This window comes from Sphingobacterium sp. B16(2022) (genome assembly GCF_012030425.1).
GTDB classification, from domain to species: domain Bacteria; phylum Bacteroidota; class Bacteroidia; order Sphingobacteriales; family Sphingobacteriaceae; genus Sphingobacterium; species Sphingobacterium anhuiense.
In genome coordinates, this window is record NZ_JAAUVN010000001.1 from 2099700 (window position 1) to 2117988 (window position 18289).

An 18289-nucleotide genomic window follows, 5' to 3' on the forward strand; every position below is an offset into this window, starting at 1 on the left:
AGGTAATTAAATTTTAAGTAATAATCATATCCAACGCTAGGACAGCAAGTAAACCGACAACAGATACAATAGCTTCCATGATTGACCATGATAGAAGCGTATCCTTTACACTCAACCCAAAGTATTCTTTAAATAGCCAAAAACCAGCATCGTTAACATGTGAAAACATCAAACTGCCTGCTCCAATTGCGAGAACCATCAAACTTGGATGAATATGCCCACCTGTAGCTAGTGGCAATAACACACCAGCCGCTGTTAACGCAGCCACTGTTGCAGAACCGATACATCCTCGTATCACAGCAGTTATCAACCACGCTAAAACCAATGGATGAATGGGTAAGGTCTGTAAATAATTAGCGAGTGCCAAACTGACCCCACTATCTTCCATTACTTGTTTGAATACACCTGAGCCTGCAATAATAAATAAAATCATTGCTATATCTCTCACAGCTCCATCAAAGATCTCCATAATTGACTTGATACTTCGCCCCTGTTTTATGCCCAAGCTATATCCTGCAAATAAAATAGCCAGTAACATAACTAGGGTTGGATTTGAAATGAATTTCACCCAAGACAATAATTTTTCATTACCCGTATCAATTACATAAGGAAGAACTGTACCGATAATCAATAAAAAAACTGGAAATAGCGAGGCTAAAAAACTAATACATGCACTGGGCACACTATAGTCACTACCTACTTCAGTACCAACCGGTTTAAAAAACAGCTCGTGCTTTGGTCTTATATTTCGTAGTGTCATTCCAAAAATAGGACCTCCTATAATTATTGCAGGAGTTGCAACTAGAAGCCCGTAAATCAATGTTACTCCCATATCGGCATGAAATAATGCCACTAGTGCCACAGGAGAAGGATGCGGGGGTATAAATCCATGTGTCACTGATAATGCGGCAAGCATAGGAAGACCAATATATACGGCAGGAAGTTTATAGCGATAGGATATTGAAAATATCAGTGGCACTAACAGGACAAATCCTACTCCATAAAAAAGAGGGATTCCGACTATAAAACCAGTCAGCATCAAACCCCATTGGATATACTTTTCTCCCATTAATCGTACCATGACTTTCGCTATACGCTCGGCGGCTCCACTATCTGCAACAATTTTCCCTAGCATAGCACCTAGTACCAAAATTAACATGAGGCTTCCCATTACTGAGCCAATACCTTTTTCAATAGCGAGAATAAGACTCTCCAAATGCATGCCTAGCAAAATTCCAGAAATAACAGAAACTATTAAAAAAGATAGAAAAGCATTTATTTTTGCCTGTGTAATAAGAACAATTAGCAAAAACAAGCTTAATACAATGACGGTCAAGATCATTAGAGCAAGTTTAGGTCTATCCCAAAAGCATGTTTGCTTCAGAATATTGGTTCAATAAATCATTTTTTTCAATAATGAAGTTAGTAAACTAAACTCATAACTCCTAAAAAATATAAAAATAAAATCCTTTCAAACCTCTTCCCCAGTACAATAATGAAAAACTATATCAATCGTAATTTATTACAAGAAACCATTAATTTAATATATGTTGATGATTATTTTTATATCATAAAATTTATGACAAAAAGAACAATAGCTATTTTAAAACGAATAAGAAGGATGAAAAATAATTATCCGACAAAATTGAATGACAAATATTAGTGATTGAAACGCTTATTTGCATATCCATCTACAATTATACGAAGTTTATCACCTAGACTTGGATGTATATGAAAATAACCAGAAGGTTTACCTTTAACACGATAACTATTTAGTTTTTCATTCACACGCTTACTTCTAATATTATGTAAATTTCGATCGATGGCGGGATTTAAAACAACATAATTATCTTCAAAGTTAAAAATATACACTTGATCTATCCTAAAATATAAAGCTATATTAATATGTAAAAAGTGACACTCTGCTAATACTATTTCCGGATTTTCATCACCAAAGATAAACGGAATATCCAGTCCGGAATCTAATAAACAGTAATCAAAACCATCACCGTAAACATAAATTACGATATTAAAATTAACATCTCCAATGGGTTCAACTTCCAACTCTTCTGTAGAATTAATTAACTTCTCAACTCTTTTAATCAATTCATCATTTGGATTTTCCTCACACTTTGGCTCTTCATTTTCTTTTATTGGAAGCTTTCTAAAATCATCTAAACTAAACTGATCTCCAGCTTTACCATAACTTTGGTTATAGGCAAAAACCATCGCATTTTTAAAAATAGACTGAAAACCTTTTATAAAATGTAAAACAATAACACCAGCAATCAATACAGTGACTCCAGACAATATTATATAAACAGTATCTATCAAACTCCACTTATCCTCACTAGTAAATTCATTATAGCCAGGTCCAAATAAAAGAAAATATACACAAAATACACTAACCATAGGCAAATAGGGTAACAATTTCACTAAAACATAATCAACATTTTCCTTTTGTAGATATTCAAAAAAGAATATGGGAGAAACAAAAAATGTCGTTACAAGAGTTAATGAACTTATTACAAGCAAAGAGTAAAGAATATAAGTCCCATTTATAGAAGCTTTATCTAAAGCATTTACAATTATGAGTTTATGATATTGAAGAAAAACAACACTGATAGCTACAACGAGTATACATATCAAAATGTACAGCACTATAGATCTTAGTCCAAGATTATTTTGAAATAACTTTCGCATAAGCTTTGATTTTATTGGTTATATAAATTTATTAATTTTTTATTTAAAAATCAAATATTAAATATGAACACAGCAATCTTACATGATAGTCAAAAAAAACAAAGTATAAATTAACTACTTAAGACATCTTTCTGTTATCTGTAGTTTTAAAAAAAGTGGTGCTTAATGATACAGGCAGCAAACCCTAATAAATTATCAATGTAAATAGTATATTCAATTAGTATTTAAGAATCTGCTACTAAATGTTAAAAGCTCAAAAAATCTATTTTTAAATGCATTAGAACATCTCTACATTCTAAATAACTTAATTTAACCTACTGTAAAACAATGACTTTAGAGATTAGCCATAAATCAAATGCATAAAAAAGGTCAGAAGTAAAACTTCTGACCTACAACGAAGCTCCAATAATAATTAAAATTATTTTCCTTCAAATATTTGTTTTAATTTTTTAAATAAAAACTCTCCCTTAACATTGATAGCAACAATCTTTCCATCATGACCAATCAAATAATTCTGAGGAATTGCTTTGATACCGTATAGCTTTGATGCCTCATTATTGCATTTTATCAAATCCGACACTTCAGATGAAGTTAAAAGCGATTTATTCTAAAACTCCTCCCTTACAATTAAAGCCAAGTCAGCTAAAGCACTTTTTTAAAAGTAACATAGTGTAAACTAAATTCTCAACTTTTCCACTAATAAACCTATAACAAATAAGAATAATAAATCATAACCATAGGTAATACCCAATAACAAATCACCATTTCTATCAAAATTTTGTGTTCACGACATTTGTATCAGTCAAAAACACAAATCAAAACAGGACTAGTAACGAAAGGATAGAGATGGAAATTAAGGACAAAATAGTAGTTATAAGGAATAATCGTATCCGACAAATTATATTTGTAACGATAGCTATCACTTGCTGTATACCAGCACTCATCTCACCTCCTATAGCGCTCCTATTAGGGATAGTTATTGCCCAAACAGTTGGGCATCCCTATCTCCATCTTAATCAAAAAGCAACGCATATTTTATTACAGGCTTCCGTTGTTGGCTTAGGATTTGGTATGCAAATAGACAAAGCGTTAGAAACAGGAAAAACAAGTTTTCTATTAACGTTGACCTTCCTCTCATTCACATTAATTTTTGGTTATCTCCTTGGTAAACTTTTGAAAATAGAAAATAAAACATCTTTCCTAATAGCTGTCGGCACAGCTATTTGTGGTGGAAGCGCAATAGCGGCTATTTCCCCTGTTATTAGAGTACAAGAAAAACAACTTTCTATTGCATTAGGGACTATATTCACCCTTAATGCTGCAGCACTGTTTATATTTCCTGCAGTTGGAAATGCGCTTGATCTTTCGCAACTTCAATTCGGAATATGGAGTGCTATCGCTATTCATGACACCAGCTCGGTAGTTGGCGCTGCCAATAAATATGGTCCTGAGGCATTAGCAATAGCAACAACAGCTAAATTAGGTAGAGCATTATGGATCATACCTGTTGCTTTTTTAGCAGCTTATTTGTTTAAAACCAATGGTCCAAAAGTAAAAATTCCGTGGTTTATAGGACTTTTTGTAGTAGCCATGTTGGCAAATAGCTATATACCAAGTATCCATAACTATCAGCATATCTTCACTTGTTTTGCAAAAACAGGTTTAACACTAACACTTTTCCTAATAGGTTGTGGACTAAGCCGTAAACTCATTATCGAAATGGGGATAAAACCGTTCCTTCAAGGAATAATACTTTGGGTCATCATTTCCCTGCTTTCTTTAGGGACTATACTTTACTTTTTTTAATTTTTTCCATCATAAATGAAGGGAATAGTAAATCTAAATTTCTTAAAAAGGAACGCAGAAGATTATGTACGGTATAAGCATTGTTCAACTCTTTTCATTTGTCGAAACAGCCAAACCGATTATTATCGATTGTGCTTTTACCTGCCATTCCATTATTCAGTCAGTCCCTTATACTGCTCAAAATCTCCATTTATACACACCGATACTGTACAAATTATTACGTATTATTTCCGCGACATTTAGAAGATAAATAATTGCAAATTTCTATAAATACCATCTTGAGTTTAATAAAACTTTTACATCAAAATAATCCGTAAAACAATTTAAAAATAACATGTTAAATTAAAACCATTTACAGATCAATATGTTATATATTTAAAGGATAGCAGTTATCATTTATTTAAAGCTATACCAAATCAGTCAACAACGAAAAACATCAATATTTAATTTTAAAGCTATGAGCAACACTGACTTAGATTCTGTACAAATGCCAGAGGGTTATCTTGAAAAAGTATACCTTTCGGCGCTAGAAATTGCACGAAGAGAAGGATTTATAGAAGGCGAACGACACCTAAGAGAAGCCTTAACGCAATTTCCGGAATACATCGATCAAGTATTAAGGAGACTAAAACAGACTTGCTCCCTATAAACTGGAGATAAACTTTTAAAGAATTTAATTCCTAGTTGTAAACAGTAAAATTCATTCACTATGCGCGCTATTTGGACGGGAGCTATAGGATTTGGGCTCGTTAATATTCCAGTAAAATTATACAGTGCTACGGAAAGTAGCAGTCTAGATCTGGATATGCTCGATCGTAAAGACCAAGCTAATATTAAATTTAAAAGAGTAAACGAAAAAACCGGAAAAGAAGTTGTTTGGGAAAACATTGTGAAAGGATATTTTCTTAAAGATCATTATGTCATCTTAGAAGATGCTGACTTTGAAGAAGCGAGTCCAGAAAAAACAAAGATTATTGGCTTACATGCTTTTGTACAACTCAACGAAGTTGATAGCATCTATTTTGACACTCCTTATTATCTTGAACCTCAAAAAGGTGGCGAAAAAGCGTATCAATTACTCACAAAAGCACTTGAAAAGAGTAAAACTGCTGGACTTGGATCATTCGTCATGCGCAATGTTGAACACCTTGCCATAGTCAGACCCTACAAGGGCACATTATTGCTTAATAAGATCCGATATGAGCAAGAGATTAGGGCTATTTCTGAGTTAAAGTTACCCACTACAATCAAAATTCAGAAGAATGAAATGGATATGGCTCTTCAACTCATAAAACAACATAGCAAACCATTTGACATCAGTAAATACAAGAATGAATATACTGAAGATCTGCTAAAAATAATCAAACAAAAAGATAAAGGAAAAAGAGCAACAATCAGAAAAATTAGTATAGACAATACGAAGGCCAGCGATCTACTCGCCAAGCTAAAAGCAAGTCTCGCATAAATGACCATATTTTACGAAAAGAACTTTTGAATAAAAAATACATGTTATCTCAGCGTAAGAAACGTCTTATCAATAAATCATAATTTCACAAGCATTCTCAATCATCTATAAAAGACAATTTCTAGAATTAGGTAAAAAAGACTTATCTTACATCTGTTTATTGTTTGTGAATCAACAGGCCATAATTTTGGATTAAAGATCAAGCATCAAGCATTTTAAATAGATATTTTTAGGATTTACCCCAATTGATTTATTAAACATGATACATCTTGAATCTAGTTTTCATGAGATTACAGATACCATAGGCGGTACACATGACATCTTTAAAACTCTTTACTTCCCCACGGAAAAAAAAGCCAAAGCAACAATACTCATATTGCACGGCATGCAGGAACATAGTGGACGTTATGATGATTTTGCAAGATTTCTCGCAACAAACGGCTTTTTAGTAATGACCTATGATCATCTGGGACATGGTCGCTCCGTTAAAAATAAAGATGCATTAGGATTTATACAACGCGAAAACCCGGGAGTTAGATTAGTAGACGATGGTATTGAGATGGCAAAATTAATTGCAAAACAGTATCCCGATCTACCACATTTTATTATAGGACATTCTATGGGTTCTTTTATTACCCGTTGTGTTTTACAAGAAATTGGTGATCTATTCCATGGAGCCGTACTCATCGGTACAGGTACAATGGATAAATCCGCTGTTGTAGGAGAAAGACTACTCGCTTTATTGAACAAAATGTTTCCTAAAACCAGATCAAGTTTTATTAACTATTCATTTGGTGCATTTAATAATAAAAAATTTAAAAATGAACCTAACCAAAAAAATAGCAACTGGTTGAGTTTAGCAAAAGAAAACCGTGACCATTTTTTAGCTGATACACTATGTGGAATTCCATTTTCCAACAACGCTTTTTATGCGACTGCATATGTTGCCAATCGTGGTTCCGGTCCAAACTGGACGGATGGCATTCCAAATCAACTTCCATTTCTATTAGAAAGCGGTAAAGAAGATCCTATAGGTAATTTTGGAAAAGGTGTTATTAAGACCGCTGAAGACCTTATGGACCATGGTAATCAGGATGTAAAATACCACCTGCATCCCATGATGCGTCATGAACTTCTCAATGAATCGATCAAAGAAAAGGTATATATCGAAATCTTACAATGGCTTGAAAGTAAATTGCCTTTTGAATCGATCTCTGTGACTGAGCATCCTTAAGTCTCAAAAAATAAGGATCGCTATATTTAGCGATCCTTATTTGATTAGAGCTTTACTTATTTTTGATTTCTCACAAATGCTGTGAATTTATCTTTGTAATCCAAGAAAGTAAACTCTTCTAACAAGGTTGCATAATTACGTTTATCTATACAATTCGGATACAGCTTTTGTGCTGCAGATAGCTTTCCCTGATCCCAACTTAGTTCTTTGAGAATTCTTTTAATCGAAGCAACAGGAAAAGCGACCTTTCCACTTACAGTTCCGAGTACTTTAAGTTTGTCGTCATCAAATCCATTCTGTCTCATTGCTTTAATCAGATCATTCAGCTCAACCTCAGTCATTCTCTCCAGATAATCACGATCGACAGGTTGATTTTTTATAAAATCCATCAATTTATTTTTACTATCTCCAAAAGCAAGTTGATCAGTTAAGGTCATATAGTTTCTTTTTTCCGGGCAATTAGAATAGGCCATTTTTGCAAAAGCAATCTTACCCTCATCCCAAGAAAACTTCTTAAGTACCTCTCTGATTTGATTCACCGAAAATGCAACCTGAGGAGCAGTCATACCAGCTATTTTCAATTTGTCATTATCGAATCCAGCTTGATCTATCGTTTTCAAAAAAGCATTAAACTCTGCATTCGTCATTTGTTCTCCATAATAATCATCACCACCAGATCCTGGATCAAACTCTCCCTCAATCATTTGCTTAGGGCGACCGTAAATAAATACATTTGCTGTACGCGAGTCAGGCATATCCTCTTCTGCAGGAAATAAAGCATACAAAGTCAAACTACGAGTTCTGTTACTTCTGGAAGCATTAGCCAAATAAGTCAAATCCAAAAAAGAACCTTCTTCATTAACCATTGAAATACCCCTTTTTAAAAGTGTCGATTTTTCTCTTCCGACAAAATCAACCTGAATATCGTAGCTATGGTCTTTCATGCGCTCCACTCTGATTTGTTTCGTGGGCCGTTCGTTATACTGAATTCCATTGATGTATAAGTAGAATGCTTCCTGATCCGAAAATACAGTTACATTTCCTCCTCGACTACTTCGATTTTGACCGTGAACAAGGCAAAAGCAAAACAAAAAAACAGCAATTAAATAAGATTTCTTTAACATAAAAAAGGATTGATGGTGTCTATATTCGACAGACATAAATATAAAAGGATTAACGCAAGTAACAATTTATTTTAATAGAGATGATTGATTGGCATTCTTATTAAAAATGCTTTATTTAAAAATTTCATTCTTTTAGATCTCTCGTCATCTTTAATAATCAATATATTATACAACTAAATTTCCCCATTAATGAGATATAGTGAAATTTAATCTTTATATTCATTTAGTGATAAGAAATATATCATTATAAACCAATATAAAATCCTATTAATATATGACACAAGTAGTCAAAATTATCTTGTTTATTATTTTTTGTCAGGTAACTGCGCAAGCACAAGAAGTGACCATTTATGGAAATGTTTATGGAAAAAATCCTATTCCAAAATATATTTATCGTTTATATGAAAGTAGCAAATTAGATCAGCAGCAAATCGTAAATGAGCGTTTTAGCTTTACATTAGAAAAAGAAATAACGAAAGATATTTCGGGCTCGGAAACTTTTATAGTTTCTGATTCGATTTATAAAGATTTTAATGCATTAAATATAGCTTTTAGCAATGGGGACATTAATCCCAATAGAGATTTAATCTCCGTAATTATTGATCGTAAAAATATAAACTGCAGTATCGATAATGACACAAAAATTGTATATGTTAAAAATTCTATTTTAAATGAGGAGATGCAAAAAATCGTAGCAATAAATAGGGAATTTGGCGATCCGCTATTACAAACTGATAATAGCCGTCAAGAAGAATGGGATCGTAACAAACTAGCGCAATATTTAGTTATTTTGAATGATTATCCTCAATCATTGGTATCCTATGAGATGTTATTATCCATGATAGCTAACCCCTCGTTTTACTATATAAATTCGGGGCATGTATTCAAAAATCGAGAACAAATTTTAAATACGGTTTTACGCATCGATACTGCTACTATTGGAAGCAAAAAAGCAACCTTGCTCTATGATGCCTATGACAACATGATTTTAACCTATAGCGATAAGAAAAACGCTCTATTTCCTTTAATCAAATTAACATCTCAAAATAATAAGGTTAAAAGTCTAAAAGAAGTTAGTGGTAATTCTAACTATCTAGTTATCGATTTTTGGCACACTGCATGTGGCCCTTGTAGACAGCAACATCCCGAATTCTCAAGAATATCAAAAGCATATGCAGATCAAAGTGAATTAAAGTTTATAAGCATATCGATGGACAGTAAAATGCAGGATTGGAGATCATATTTACAAAACCACAATTTTAACTTTATCAATTATTGGTTAGATTCAAAGCAATACCCGGCTTTCCAAGTTGAAGCCGGCATAGTGTCATACCCTCGTTATATTCTAGTCGATATGAGAACCAATCGGATTGTAAATGGTAATATCAAAATAGAACATCTAACAACAGTATTAGAAAATCTACTTAAAGAAAACTCATAAACATTTCAAAATACTAATCAGTCATGGTCAAGAGCTATTAAAAAAATGCTTCCATGTTTTTTATAATTTCATTTTTAATGAAATAAAACACTTTGTTTCATTATATTTGACATAAAGTAATAAAAATCATTTATCATGAAACACTTTATATTGATGAGCGATGTGATTGGAAGCGGTCAAAAAAATCAAGCATTGTTGATGCAAAACTTTAAAGAAACAGTAAGCAAAATCAATCATGATTATGAAAACAGTCTATTATCTCCGCTTACCATCACACTTGGCGATGAATTTCAGGGACTAACAAAGGATTTAGAAACAGCATTAAATATCATTATCGCACTAGAAGAAGAAATTATCATACAAGGGTTTGATTTTCAATTACGCTACGTGCTTATTTACGGTGATATTGAAACCAACATTAATAAGAGAATCGCCTATGAAATGTTAGGTGAAGGATTACGCGATGCACGATACAAACTCAACAGTATGAAGACCAATTCTCAAAGATTTTACATACAGATCGGAGATATTAATTTAGACTCTCTTCTAAACAATACATTTCTTATCTTCGAAAATATCATTGACAAATGGAATCCCGAGAAAGATTATAATTTAATCTCTGCATTTATTAAATTTAATGATTATAAGATTGTTGCTGAAAAAATAAATAAAACAAGATCTCAGATTTGGAAACGTGAGAAAACTTTAAATATTTCATCTTATGAAGCAACTAAAACAATTTTAAAATCAATAAGTAAACTGCCCCATGCACTTCGTTTATAAAATAATAATCATTCTTTTTTCAGAAGTCCTTCTTAGTCTTCTATTTTGGCTTTTCACGCCTAAATCGGTCAACAACAAAAAGTTTGATCCTAAATCTACAGTAAAAGGTATTTTGGAACGTTTATTTATGACTTATAGTTTATGTCAAGGTTTTCCACATGTGCTCACACTCTTTGGCGCTTTAAAATTAGGAACAAGACTTAAACGCGCGGATAAAGAAGACACTCCTGAAAACATCAAAAAAGAAGCGGCTTATAATGACTATTATCTGATCGGAAATTTAATTTCCGTAGCCCTAAGCATATTCTATTATACATTATTTAAGTAAAATGGATCATTGCACTGCCATCCAAATCTAAAGAAAAAATTACACAGTTGCCAGAGAACTTCCTTTGCTAACATGATGATAGGCATTTATATAAGCTTTTGGTGATTGCCCAACCACACTTTTAAAAGCCCGGTTAAAATTTGTCAAGCTATTAAATCCCACTTGATATGCAACGCCAGATATACGGTCCTTATGTTTTCCTGTCAATAAGCTTTTGCAGGCATCATTAATTCTGATCTCATTAAGAAAGGTAACAAAAGTATTTCCGGTATGTTTTTTAAAATAACGGCAGAAAGCCTGAGGTGTCATATGTGCCTCATTTGCAACATCCTCTAAAGTAATCTGACTATTAAAATTTTGCATGATATAATTGATAATAGCATCAAACCGAACTCCTTCATTCGCATTAAGATCAGACGAATACACATCGGTACTTAATGGTAACAAATGAGGTGACATTTCTTTCAATTGGTTCAATAAGCTTAGTAACTGTAACAGCACATCCACACCGCTAGCATTGTGAAGTTGTAGCATTAGATTTGCAATTTCGACCGTATACCTGCCCGGTATCTGAAAGCCTTGTTTATTCTGATTTAAGAAAGAACGTAACACATGCATCTCTGGCAATTGGAATAAACCCGATAATATACCCGAAAGGTTAAAATATAATGAACATGCTTTCACTTTTAACCGATCTTTCATTGTGAAATATTCCGGATTGGATTTAAATACATGAGGGACATTTGCTCCAATTAGAAAAATATCTCCTGAACGAAAACTATGCATATTATTTCCAACCAGTAAAGTTCCTTCACCTTGTTCTACCCAAATAATTTCGTATTCATTATGATGATGCATATGCTGATAGAAATGTGGCAATTCAACTCTTTCCGATAGCATACTCTTACCATCAGGTATAAGCAAAGTAAATGGAAGTACTTTCATATTAATTGATCTTATTGGTGGTTTAGTTGGTGATTAAATTCCCTATTTACAATCACATGTTGCACATTATTCCTCTTTATAATTTCTATCGACTTATCACGTCACTAAACTAAAGAATAAAAAAAATGTATTGACAATGCTAAAAATAGCACTAAAAAACATGCAACATGTTTAATATATACCGTTGTTGAATAATGAACATATTTCCATTCTTCAAAACCACCATTTCGCTTTCACAAAAAGAAATCAGAATTTAAGCAGTCTTTCCCACATATCCATTTCTAAATCTGCTGCGGTATTCGCTCGGGCTGCATTTATATCTTTTTTTAAAGGCAGTAGCAAAATATTGAGAACTAGTAAAACCACAAGAATAACCAAGGTTGGTTACGTGTTCTTCCTCCTGATCAATCAGCATTTTTGCCGCAGTTTCCAATCTGATATTAATTAAATAATTGACAGGAGTCATATTTGTTAAATGCTTACAATATTTAGAAAGACTCGTTTTTCCAAGTCCACAGTGTTCTGCCATATCTTCAAGTGTCCATGATTTTTCAAAATCGGTACGCAAATGGTTTAAAAAGATTTCAACAGTTCTTAGATTATGTGTTAACGATTGGTCAAACTCAATATCACCCTTTTTAAAAAGACTTAATATTTCCAGCAGTAAGCTGTTGATTAAGATATTAAGCCTAGACTGCGGAATTTCTATTTCCGCATGATCCAGACACTTCCCTATCTCAATAAAACATTCTTGTATTTTCTTATCCGATTGCCAAACCCTAACATCATTCTCACGTAAGATCTTTGTCAGATATTCTAAATCTTCTTTTGAAAGAATGATCCAGTCAGGCCACTTCCATTCCTGATGAGGTTGCCTCACACCAACATCAATAATAATCCAGTATTGCTTACCTATCGTTACGATCGGATTACCGACCTTATGTAATTGCCACGGTTTAGTTATGGTTAAGCTACCGGGGTGAAGATGAACAGTCTCACTTTCAGTAGAAAAATATAAACTACCAGACTCCATAAACGAAAATTCTATTCCTTCATTCCGGTGCCAGTCCAACCCCCAGTTCTGATCAGTTTTAGCATCCCAATAACCCATACTATAAATTCCCGGCAAAATAGCATCCGGTAATTCCTGTCCTGGATAATCAAATCGACTAAGACCTTTCATCTGCACAGCCCCGTTCTCCGAAGCATGAATTAACGGTTCACAACGATCAGGCTGATAGTAATCATAAAAATTCTTTATTTGCGTTTTTCTCATGAATTAATCCAATTGGCATCGATCTTCTAATTTAATGATCATTTGACTATCATTCCAAAAATGCGACGATAATATTACACATCGACACGTAAAAACAATTTAAGGAATACGAATAAGGGGTGTCTATTAAAAATAATAGACACCCCTTATTAAAGATTTATATATGAAAATATACTAAACCAATCCAATCAATTTTCTATTGTAAGCTTCATCACTCCCTGTTGAAGCAAAATCGTCAAAAGCCTTATCTGTAACATGAATGATGTGATCGGCAATAAATTTAGCACCTTCTATTGCACCATCTTCAGGATGTTTCAGTGCACACTCCCACTCCATCACAGCCCATCCTTTGTAATCATAAGCTGCTAGTTTACTGAATATCGATTTAAAGTCTACCTGTCCATCACCAAGCGAACGAAAACGGCCTGCGCGGTCTATCCAATTGGAATATCCGCCGTATACACCTTGCTTACCTGTTGGATTAAACTCGGCATCTTTGACATGAAACATCTTAATACGCTCATGATAATGATCGATATAAGAAAGGTAATCCATTGCTTGTAAAACAAAGTGCGAAGGATCATACAATAAACAGGCTCTCGCATGGTTATTTACCTTTTCAAGAAAACGCTCATAACTTACCCCATCATGTAAATCTTCTCCAGGATGGATTTCATAACAAAGATCAATCCCGTAATCCTCGTAAACATTTAAGATTGGAAGCCAACGCTTTGCCAATTCATTAAAACCGGTTTCAACTAATCCATTAGGACGCTGAGGCCAAGGATAAACCGTATGCCATAAAAGAGCACCACTGAAGGTCGCAACGGCATCTAAACCCATATGCTGAGAAGCTTTAGCAGCATATTTCACCTGCTCTACTGCCCATTCTGTTCTTGCCTTAGGATTTTTATGATATTTTTCGGGAGCAAAACCATCAAACTGATCATCATATACCGGATGTACTGCAACCAATTGCCCTTGGAGATGTGTACTTAACTCTGTTACTTCGAGTCCATAGCTATTGACAATCCCTTTTATCTCTTGGGCATAATCCTTGTTTTCAGCAGCAAGTTGCAGGTCAAAATAAGACGTTGCCCAAGTTGGTATCTGCACGCCTTTAAATCCAATCTTTTGCGCCCACTGACAAATGGATTCTAAATTATCAAATGGAGGATTTTCTCCCAAAAATTGCGCTAAAAATATACCAGGTCCTTTAAGTGTTTGCATTTTCTAATTATTTATTTCAAAAACAGTCCATTTTTCATTACTATCACCACTTTTAATAACCGTATCAATAAAAGCCATTCCTCTGATACCCTCATCGACTGAAGGAAAATCTAATAAATCTGAAGGATTCTCACCATCCAATCGCGCCGATAAAGTCAACGAGAAACTACGATACAAATTTGCGAACGCTTCAAGATATCCCTCCGGATGTCCGGCAGGTGTTCTGCAATTAAATTTCGCAATATCAGAAAGAAAACCATTTGTTCCTGCCCGATACGTTTGGGTGGGTTCTGTATGCCATTTTACAAGTAAAGTGTTGGGCTCCATCTGAGCCCATTCAATTCCGCCTTTTTCACCATATATACGAATCTTTAATGCATTTTCTTCACCTGCAGCGACCTGCGAGGCCATAAGTACACCAGCGGCACCATTGTCAAATTTCAACAAAACATTTCCATCATCTTCCAATCTTCGTCCCTCTACAATCGTATTCAGATCTGCACAAAGATGTGATATTTTCAAACCAGAAATATACTCCGCTAAATGTGCTGCATGGGTACCGATATCACCCATAGCTCCACTTTTCCCTGATTTTTTCGGGTCAGTTCGCCAAGCGGCACCTGCATTACCTTCACGTTCGGTGAGCGTACTTAGCCATCCTTGCGGATATTCCACATATATTTTACGGATTTTACCAAAAGCATTACCTTCAACCATCTGCTTAGCCTGCTTTACCATAGGGTATCCAGAATAAGTATGTGTCAACATCAGAAGCAAGCCCGTTTCTTCTACCTTCTTTTTCAACTGTAGAGCTTCGTCTAGACTAAAAGTTATCGGTTTTTCAATAACGACATGGAAGCCATTATCCAATGCCAACATAGCAGGGGCGAAATGCGCAAAATTAGGTGTCACGATTGTCACAAAATCCATACGTTCATCAGCAGGTAATTGCCGCTCCTTCTCAATCATTTCTTCAAAATTGAGATAAGTTCGGTTTTCAGGAAGAAATAACGCTTTTCCGCTCTCCTTAGCTATTTCAGGATTAATACTTAAAGCTCCGCAAACGACCTCCACTAATCCGTCCATATGAGCCGCAATTCGATGTATTGCACCAATGAAAGCATCCTTGCCTCCACCGACCATTCCCATTCGTAGTTTTCTATTCATTTTATTGGTTTAATATTTTTTGATGTATTGATACTATTTCTACTCTTAATCTTCAACAGATACTATTTTACCCCAGGTTTAGTTTCATTTCTGAAAGACTATTTTTCACAGCCTCTACAAAGTAAATGATGGTTTTGATTGATTAAACAAACTAATAAAAATAAAGATACCGCTAAACAGCATGTAATTAATTCATTATATTAATAGAAAACAGGCAAATATTAACCTAAATAAATTTCAACAAATAAGTTACAAACCTAAAGATGGGCTTTAAATAAGTTTGAACGCATTATTGCAACACGATCTCACAAGAATGTTCATATAACATTAGTTTGGGGTAATATTGAGTCAGATTCTCCAGTTTCATCTGATTAAATTTGATTAAACCAGTGATTTATAAAAGTCACCAATTATAAACAAGCAAACCAATTGCGTATCACACGCAAGTACTAACAACTCGTAAATATGTATCGAAGACCTATTTATTCTATGCTCGTGATCTTCGCTTGTATATATATGATACAGGCATGCCATAGACCGTCATCAAATCAGATGAGTGAAGAACCTATACCTGACAGTATCAGCTATAATTTTCATGTCAGACCTATTCTTTCCGATAAATGTTTTGCATGCCATGGGCCCGACGCAAATAAACGCGATGCAGATTTACGTCTCGATATACCTGAAGAAGCTTACAAAGCATTAAAGAGTAATGCCACAGCGCATGGTATTGTACCCTTTAAGCCTAAAAATTCTGAAGTTTTTTTGAGAATATCATCAAAAGACACATCCTATATAATGCCTCCTATTGCAACCAACCTCACTTTAACTGCAACAGAGATTGCTATTATTGAAAAGTGGATCAAGCAGGGGGCGAAATATGAAAAGCATTGGGCTTTCACTGCACCCAAAACTCCCATCATTCCCAAAGTAAAAAATACCAAATGGATAAAAAATGAAATTGATTATTTTGTACTTGATAAACTAGAACATAAAAAAATAGCACCAAATCCCGAAGCTGACAAAGAACGATTACTTAGAAGAGTTAGTTTGGATATTACGGGGCTACCCCCATCATTGCAGATGATGGATAAATTTATGGCAGACAACAGTCCTAATGCCTACGAAAAGGTAATAGAAACCCTACTGGCAAGCCCTGCTTATGGAGAACGGATGGCTTTACACTGGATGGATGTTTCCAGATATGCAGATTCGCACGGTTACCAAGACGACAATTACCGTAGCCAGTGGCCATGGAGAGACTGGGTTATTCATGCTTTTAACAACAATACTCCTTATAATAAATTTATCAGCTGGCAACTCGCGGGCGACCTGATGCCTCAATCCTCTAAAGAACAGCTTTTAGCAACAGCTTTCAACCGAAATCATAAAATAACAGAAGAAGGTGGTGTAATCGATGAAGAATACCGTGTAGAATATGTGAAAGATAGAACAAATACCCTGGGAAAAGCTATCTTAGGAATCACCCTAGAGTGTGCGCAGTGTCATGATCATAAATATGACCCCTTTTCACAAAAAGAATATTTTCAAATGACCGGTTTCTTCAATAACGTCAAAGAAGTCGGACTCGAATCAACTGTTGGTGGACCGGAGACATTCGCTAAAAAACCATTAATGGAAATCAGTAATGCTGATGTCCAAGATATCCTAAAGTTTGTCAACAAACAAGATACCAATAAGTTGATCGTATCGGTTATGGGAGATCAAGATACCCTCCGTAAAACCTATGTACTCAACAGAGGTGTATATGATGCGCACGGAGAAGTCGTGCAGGCAAGCACCCCAAAGTCAGTATTGGGATTTAGCGAAAAATATCCTAAAAATAGGCTTGGTTTAACGCAATGGTTATTTGACAAACAAAACCCCCTCACCTCGCGTGTATTTGTTAATCAAGTATGGCAGGAATATTTTGGTAGAGGTCTGGTCAAAACATCTGGCGATTTTGGAATGCAGGGAGAATTACCTTCACATCCAGAATTATTAGATTGGCTAGCAGTTGATTTTATGAATCATGGCTGGGACATCAAGCGACTAGTCAAACAGATCGTCCTCTCAGCAACATATAGACAATCTGCGGTAGTAGATCCTGACAAATTCAACGTTGACCCCGACAACATTTTTCTTGCTCGTGCTCCCCGTTACCGTATTCCGGCAGAACATGTCCGTGATGTCGTCTTATCCAGTAGTGGATTGTTGGTTCCAACCATCGGTGGTCCAAGTGTCAAACCCTATCAACCGGCAGGGCTATGGGAAGCGGCCACATCAGGTCGTGGATTATTGGCCTCATACCGACAAGACCATCAGGCAAGTTTATACCGACGAGGATTATACACATTCATAAAAAGAACGGTACCTCCTCCAGTGATGGCCATTTTCGATGCCAGTAATAGAGATCAGTGTGAAGTTAAGCGGCTTAATACCAACACTCCTCTTCAAGCACTTGCGATGTTGAATGATCCAACCGTACTTGAAGCTTCTCGAGTACTGGCCGCTCGCTTACTACAAGACAAAGGAACTCCGGAGACCAAAATAATAACCGCATTTCGTCGTATAGTCTGCCGTAAACCTAAGGAACAAGAAATAAAACGATTAACAACTTATTATGCCGACCAGTTAAATACATTCAAACAAAAAGCAAATGCTGATAAAGTCTTGGCCGTCGGAGAGTTTCCTATAGATCAGAAAGTCAATAAAACACAACTTGCTGCATTAATGGGCGTAATTACCATTATATACAATTTAGAAGAAACCATTACAAAATCCTAA

The 18289-nt window shown here is 34.8% G+C and carries 16 protein-coding genes; 8 read left to right on the top strand and 8 right to left on the bottom strand.

What is annotated here, in order from left to right; translation table 11 throughout:
* Positions 1-13 precede the first annotated feature (13 nt).
* The 3 genes from HCX49_RS09245 to HCX49_RS09255 all read right to left on the bottom strand — a co-directional run bounded on the left by HCX49_RS09245 (position 14) and on the right by HCX49_RS09255 (position 3283).
* Positions 14-1342 (bottom strand): gluconate:H+ symporter, encoded by a 1329-nt coding sequence (locus HCX49_RS09245; RefSeq protein ID WP_168126872.1) that lies wholly within the window; start codon positions 1340-1342, stop codon positions 14-16.
* Positions 1343-1659: 317 nt separating this feature from the next.
* Entirely contained in the window at positions 1660-2703 is a 1044-nt protein-coding gene (locus tag HCX49_RS09250) for a hypothetical protein (RefSeq protein WP_132773515.1), read from the bottom strand.
* 418 nt (positions 2704-3121) lie between these two features.
* Positions 3122-3283: a thiol:disulfide interchange protein gene (locus HCX49_RS09255; RefSeq protein ID WP_132773911.1), complete on the bottom strand. Its 162-nt coding sequence runs from the start codon at positions 3281-3283 to the stop codon at positions 3122-3124.
* A 266-nt stretch (positions 3284-3549) separates the two neighbouring features.
* On the opposite strand from HCX49_RS09255, the gene HCX49_RS09260 reads away from it, so the two are divergent.
* The 4 genes from HCX49_RS09260 to HCX49_RS09275 all read left to right on the top strand — a co-directional run bounded on the left by HCX49_RS09260 (position 3550) and on the right by HCX49_RS09275 (position 7208).
* On the top strand, positions 3550-4509 hold the full coding sequence (locus HCX49_RS09260) for a YeiH family protein (protein ID WP_132773913.1): 960 nt from the start codon (positions 3550-3552) through the stop codon (positions 4507-4509).
* Positions 4510-4966: 457 nt separating this feature from the next.
* A complete protein-coding gene (locus HCX49_RS09265; protein WP_021190072.1) occupies positions 4967-5158 on the top strand; it encodes a hypothetical protein in 192 nt (63 codons plus the stop codon).
* A gap of 60 nt (positions 5159-5218) precedes the next feature.
* Positions 5219-5974 (top strand): Ku protein, encoded by a 756-nt coding sequence (locus HCX49_RS09270; RefSeq protein ID WP_021190073.1) that lies wholly within the window; start codon positions 5219-5221, stop codon positions 5972-5974.
* A gap of 259 nt (positions 5975-6233) precedes the next feature.
* On the top strand, positions 6234-7208 hold the full coding sequence (locus HCX49_RS09275; protein WP_168126873.1) for an alpha/beta fold hydrolase: 975 nt from the start codon (positions 6234-6236) through the stop codon (positions 7206-7208).
* A 56-nt stretch (positions 7209-7264) separates the two neighbouring features.
* Here HCX49_RS09275 and HCX49_RS09280 read toward each other — a convergent pair whose 3' ends face one another.
* Entirely contained in the window at positions 7265-8332 is a 1068-nt protein-coding gene (locus HCX49_RS09280; RefSeq protein ID WP_165905992.1) for a DUF4476 domain-containing protein, read from the bottom strand.
* 298 nt (positions 8333-8630) lie between these two features.
* On the opposite strand from HCX49_RS09280, the gene HCX49_RS09285 reads away from it, so the two are divergent.
* The 3 genes from HCX49_RS09285 to HCX49_RS09295 all read left to right on the top strand — a co-directional run bounded on the left by HCX49_RS09285 (position 8631) and on the right by HCX49_RS09295 (position 10884).
* The gene (locus HCX49_RS09285; protein ID WP_168126874.1) at positions 8631-9773 is read left to right on the top strand and encodes a TlpA family protein disulfide reductase; all 1143 of its coding nucleotides are present in this window, start codon (positions 8631-8633) and stop codon (positions 9771-9773) included.
* Positions 9774-9908: 135 nt separating this feature from the next.
* Positions 9909-10556, top strand: coding sequence for a SatD family protein (locus tag HCX49_RS09290; RefSeq protein WP_132773922.1), 648 nt, complete (start codon positions 9909-9911; stop codon positions 10554-10556).
* Positions 10540-10884: a hypothetical protein gene (locus HCX49_RS09295; RefSeq protein ID WP_132773924.1), complete on the top strand. Its 345-nt coding sequence runs from the start codon at positions 10540-10542 to the stop codon at positions 10882-10884. The genes HCX49_RS09290 and HCX49_RS09295 overlap by 17 nt, the downstream gene beginning before the upstream one ends.
* A 39-nt stretch (positions 10885-10923) precedes the next feature.
* Here the strand turns inward: HCX49_RS09295 and HCX49_RS09300 are convergent, their stop codons facing one another.
* The 4 genes from HCX49_RS09300 to HCX49_RS09315 form a co-directional block, all read right to left on the bottom strand.
* Positions 10924-11829 carry an AraC family transcriptional regulator gene (locus tag HCX49_RS09300; protein WP_021190079.1) on the bottom strand — a complete coding sequence of 302 codons (906 nt, stop codon included), beginning with the start codon at positions 11827-11829 and terminating at the stop codon, positions 10924-10926.
* Positions 11830-12082: 253 nt separating this feature from the next.
* Positions 12083-13105: an AraC family transcriptional regulator gene (locus HCX49_RS09305; RefSeq protein WP_021190080.1), complete on the bottom strand. Its 1023-nt coding sequence runs from the start codon at positions 13103-13105 to the stop codon at positions 12083-12085.
* A gap of 174 nt (positions 13106-13279) precedes the next feature.
* On the bottom strand, positions 13280-14335 hold the full coding sequence (locus tag HCX49_RS09310; RefSeq protein WP_168126875.1) for a sugar phosphate isomerase/epimerase family protein: 1056 nt from the start codon (positions 14333-14335) through the stop codon (positions 13280-13282).
* 3 nt (positions 14336-14338) lie between these two features.
* Complete coding sequence (locus tag HCX49_RS09315; RefSeq protein ID WP_168126876.1) at positions 14339-15502, bottom strand: Gfo/Idh/MocA family protein; 1164 nt, start codon at positions 15500-15502, stop codon at positions 14339-14341.
* Between the two features lie 465 nt (positions 15503-15967).
* On the opposite strand from HCX49_RS09315, the gene HCX49_RS09320 reads away from it, so the two are divergent.
* Positions 15968-18289 carry a PSD1 and planctomycete cytochrome C domain-containing protein gene (locus tag HCX49_RS09320; RefSeq protein WP_168126877.1) on the top strand — a complete coding sequence of 774 codons (2322 nt, stop codon included), beginning with the start codon at positions 15968-15970 and terminating at the stop codon, positions 18287-18289.